The sequence below is a fragment of the Planomonospora algeriensis genome, from assembly GCF_977012225.1.
The window spans coordinates 1-4,064 of the sequence record NZ_CDRNDK010000518.1 but is presented as its reverse complement, the minus strand read 5'-3'; the positions used below and the strand labels follow the sequence as shown (position 1 = coordinate 4,064).

5 protein-coding genes are annotated in these 4,064 nt (G+C 73.9%); all 5 read right to left on the bottom strand.

Annotated elements, in window-relative coordinates:
* Window positions 1–70 precede the first annotated feature (70 nt).
* The 5 genes from efeO to ACWJ6R_RS31540 all read right to left on the bottom strand — a co-directional run bounded on the left by efeO (window position 71) and on the right by ACWJ6R_RS31540 (window position 3,985).
* Window positions 71–1,306 (bottom strand): iron uptake system protein EfeO, encoded by a 1,236-nt coding sequence (gene efeO, locus ACWJ6R_RS31560; RefSeq protein ID WP_449065720.1) that lies wholly within the window; start codon window positions 1,304–1,306, stop codon window positions 71–73.
* Window positions 1,246–1,941, bottom strand: coding sequence for an iron uptake transporter permease EfeU (gene efeU, locus ACWJ6R_RS31555; protein ID WP_449065719.1), 696 nt, complete (start codon window positions 1,939–1,941; stop codon window positions 1,246–1,248). The genes efeO and efeU overlap by 61 nt, the downstream gene beginning before the upstream one ends.
* Window positions 1,830–2,087 (bottom strand): FTR1 family protein, encoded by a 258-nt coding sequence (locus tag ACWJ6R_RS31550; RefSeq protein ID WP_449065718.1) that lies wholly within the window; start codon window positions 2,085–2,087, stop codon window positions 1,830–1,832. The genes efeU and ACWJ6R_RS31550 overlap by 112 nt, the downstream gene beginning before the upstream one ends.
* Window positions 2,088–2,174: 87 nt before the next feature.
* Window positions 2,175–3,293 (bottom strand): amidohydrolase, encoded by a 1,119-nt coding sequence (locus ACWJ6R_RS31545; RefSeq protein ID WP_449065717.1) that lies wholly within the window; start codon window positions 3,291–3,293, stop codon window positions 2,175–2,177.
* Between the two features lie 35 nt (window positions 3,294–3,328).
* A complete protein-coding gene (locus tag ACWJ6R_RS31540; RefSeq protein WP_449065716.1) occupies window positions 3,329–3,985 on the bottom strand; it encodes an alpha/beta hydrolase in 657 nt (218 codons plus the stop codon).
* Window positions 3,986–4,064: the final 79 nt, after the last annotated feature.

Genomic DNA, 4,064 nt, shown 5'->3' with positions numbered 1-4,064 from the left:
ACCGCGCCGGCCCCGGCGGCGGCGACGCCCGCGGCGCCCAGCCCGAACAGCGACCGGCGGCTGATCCCACTCACCGGACCACCACCGCCGCGACCTTGCTGATCGGCTCGGAGAGGCTGTTGATGGCGTCCGACAGCACGCGCAGGTCCTCCTTCGACAGCTCGGTGTGCAGCTTCCAGCCGTCGCCGCTGCGGTGCGCCTCCAGCGCGGCCTCGGCGGCGGCGAACCTCTCGTCCAGCGTCTTCACCAGCGCCGGGTCGCGCTCCTCCAGGACCGGGCGGAGCGCCTGGACCGCGGCCCTGGACCCCTGGAGGTTGGCGGCGAAGTCCCACAGGTCCGTGTGGGAGTAGCGGTCCTCCTCCCCGGTGATCTTCCCGGTGGCCACCTCGTCGAGGAGTTCCTTGGCCCCGTTGGCGAGCTGCACCGGGGAGAGCTCGGCCGCGTTGGCCTTCTCCACGATCGTGGTGACGTCGGTCATCAGCTTGTCGGCCAGCTCGTCGTCGCCCGAGACGTCCTTGGCGACCCACAGGTCTTTCTCGATCTTGTGGAAGCCGGTCCACTCCTCGCCCTCGGCCACGTCGTTCTCCCGGGCGTCGATCGCCGGGTCGAGGTCGCCGAAGATCTCCGCCACCGGCTCGATGCGCTCCCAGTACGTGCGGGCGACGGGGAACAGCTCCTTGGCCTTGTCGATCTCCTCCGCCTTGACGGCGTCCACGAACTCCTTGGTCTTGACCAGCAGGGTGTCCGACTGGGACTTGACGTACCGCTTGTAGCCGGCGACGGCCTCGGCGAGCTTCGCGTCGTCGGTCAGCGGCTTGTGCTCTCCGCTGACCTTGAGCGCGTTGCGGATGCCCTTGCCCGTCATGCCGGGCTTGCAGGCCGTCTCGTACATGCCCGCCGGGAGCTCCACGACGAGCTCGCGGGTCAGGCCGGGGACGATGTTCTCGACCTCGCCCATCACCCGGTCGCCCGCGGCGAAGACGTAGAACTCCGTCACCTTGGCGCCGTTGTTGGTCACGGCGAACGTCGAGGTGCCCGCGGCCACCTCGGTGGCGGCGACCTTGCACTCGGTGTCGGTGGCGGCGACGGCGACCGGGCCGCCCTTCGCCCCGGCGGCGGCCGGGGCGGCCGCGGCCGGAGCCGGGGTCGGCCGGAGGAGCAGCCGGCGAGACCGGTGAGGGCGAGGACGGCGGCGGCCAGCGCGGCGGGCCTGGCGGTGGGGGTGCGCATTGCGTTGGTCTCCGGTCAGGAAGCGGCCTGGGCCGACTGGGGGGCGGGGCCCGCCGGCGTCCTGCCGGCGGGCCACAGGAAGAGGACGAGGACGGGCACCGCGTAGGCCGCCCAGGCGACGGTCTCCAGGACGCTCGGCTGGGCGGTGACGTTGAACATGCCGCCGAGCACCATCGAGTACCAGGCGCCGGGGTCGAGGACGCCGCTGATGTCGAAGGCGTAGGTGTTCAGCCCCGGCAGGAACCCCGCCTCCTGCAGGTCGTGCACGCCGTACTTGAGGATGCCGGCGGCGACGAGGATCAGCAGCAGGCCGGTCCAGGTGAAGAACGTGGTGAGGTTGATCCGCAGGGCGCTGCGGTACAGCCCCCAGCCGAGCGCGACCGAGGTCAGCAGGCCCAGGGTGATGCCGATCAGCGGGCTGGCGGTGGTGGTGGCGCCCTGCACGGCGGCGAACCACAGCAGCGTGGTCTCCAGCCCTTCGCGCGCCACCGCCAGGAACGCCACCACGACGACGGCCACGGGTCCCAGCCGGAGCGCCTCGCCGAGCTTCTCGCGCAGCTCCCCGGACATCCGCCGGGCGGCCGTCCGCATCCAGAAGATCATGGACGTGACGAACACGGTCGCGGCGATCGAGACGACCGCCTCGAACAGCTCCTGCTGCTGCAGGTCCAGATGGGCGGCGGTGAAGGTGAGCAGCGCTCCGAACGCCACCGAGAGCAGGCCGCGGCCCCGACTCCCGCCCAGACCAGCGGCAGCCGGTCACGGCGGTCGCTCTTGACGAGGAAGGCCACGAGGATGGAGACGACGAGCGCCGCCTCCAGCCCTTCGCGGAGGCCGATGAGGTAACTCGCGAGCATGGACGGCCTCCACCCGTAAGCCTTGCCTAACTTAGGACAGGCTTACCATAACCTGAACGTCTCCTGAAGAGTGAGCGGGGGTGGCGTTCACGTTCCCGCGGGCGGGCGGGCCAGGTCGGCCGCCGTCCAGGCGAGCAGGACGGCCGCGTCGAGCAGCGCGCGGTCGGCGGACGGGGCCACCGCGGCGTCGGCGAAGGCGACGTCGTGCGGAACGGCCCCGTCGGCGCCGATGTCGAGCATCGGGTGGATGGCGCGGACCGCGTGCGAGACGTTGGCCATGTCGGTCATGGCGAACGGCTCGCGCTCGACCGGGGCGGGCCGACCGAGCGCGGCGGCGTTGGCCGCGTACAGCTCCGCCAGCCCCGCGTCGTCGCGGAAGTCCAGGTAGTCCGGTTCCGGGCGGGTCAGCTTCAGCTCGCAGCCGGTCGCCGTGGCCGCGCCCCGGAAGCAGTCCTCCACCCGGGCGCGGAGCGCCGCGAGGTCCTCGGCCCTGGCGGCCCTGAGCTCGTAGCTCGCCGCGGCGCGGGCCGGGATGACGTTGGGCGCCTCTCCCGCGGCCGTCACCACGCCGTGCACGTGCCAGTCGCGCGGGAGCTGCTGGCGGAGCAGCCCGATCGCGACCTGGGCCAGGGTCATCGCGTCGGCGGCGTTGCGGCCCTCGTGCGGGGCGAGGGTGGCGTGCGCCGGGCGGCCGAGGTACTCGACGTCGAGCGTGCCGAGCGCGAACGAGCGGAACCTGACGGTCTCGAAGGGCCCCGGATGCACCATCATGGCCGCGTCGACGCCGTCGAAGACCCCCGCCTCCAGCAGCAGCGCCTTGCCGCCGCCGCGCTCCTCGGCGGGGGTGCCGACCACCTTCACGGTCAGACCGAGCGCGTCGGCGGCCGGGGCGAGCGCCAGCCCGGCGCCGACGGCCGCCGCGGCGATGACGTTGTGCCCGCAGGCGTGGCCGAGGCCGGGCAGCGCGTCGTACTCGGCGCAGAACGCCACCGTCACGGGGCCGGAGCCGTACGAGGCGGAGAAGGCGGTCGGCAGCCCGCCCGCCCCGGCGGTCACCTCGAACCCGGCTCCGCGCAGCGCCTCCGCCGTCCACTCGGCCGCCCGGTGCTCGGCGAAGGCGGTCTCGGGGTGGGCGTGGATGCGGTGGCTCAGCCCGACCAGCGCCTCGGCGTGCGCCAGCACCCGTTCCCGGATCGCGGCCTTCACCGGGTCGCTCCCCGGTCCCGTTCCGGGCGCGCCCATCACAACCACCCCGCGGCCAGCCCGGAGAGGCCGGAGGCGAGCCCGCCGAGCCAGCAGGCCGGGTCGTGCCCGCCGTTGTACTCGGTGAGCGTGACCTCGTACCCCTTGGCGGCGAGGACCTCGGCGAACCGCCGGTTCTCGGCCAGCAGCATCCACTCCAGCCGCCCGGCCTCCACGTGGAAGCGGACCGGGAGCCGGGGCGCCCGCTCGTAGCGCCGGGTCAGCCATTCGGGGTCGTCGTCGCTCCACCAGTAGGAGCCGGACTGTGAGAGCACGTTGCCGAAGCGCTCGGGCGCGGTGAACGCCGCGTAGGAGGCGGTGAGCCCGCCGAAGCTCTGGCCCGCGACCACGGTCAGCCCGGGATCGCCGGTGACCCCCCACTCCCGTTCCGCCCAGGGCAGCAGGTCGTCGGCCAGGTGCCGGACGAACGGCTCGTGGCAGGCCATCTCGCGCAGCCGGGTCGGCCGGTCCACCGCGTCGGGCAGCAGCACGACCGTCGGCGGGATCCGGCCCTCGGCGATCAGGTTGTCCATCGTCGGCGCGACCCGCCCGGCCCACACGTCTCCGTCGAGCAGGACCAGCACCGGGTACGGCCCGCCGTCCGGCCGCCCCGCCCCGCCGTCGCCCCGCCCGGCCGCGAGGACCTCCGGAAGCACCGGAGCCTGCGGCCCCGGCATTCCCGGCGTCCCCGGCGTCCCCCGGCGTCCCCGGCGCGGAGGCCTCCGCCGTGGGGCC

Coding starts and splice junctions, on each gene's coding strand:
- ACWJ6R_RS31550 (WP_449065718.1), bottom strand. CDS start 2,087: ATGCTCGCGAGTTACCTCATCGGCCTCCGCGAAGGGCTGGAGGCGGCG.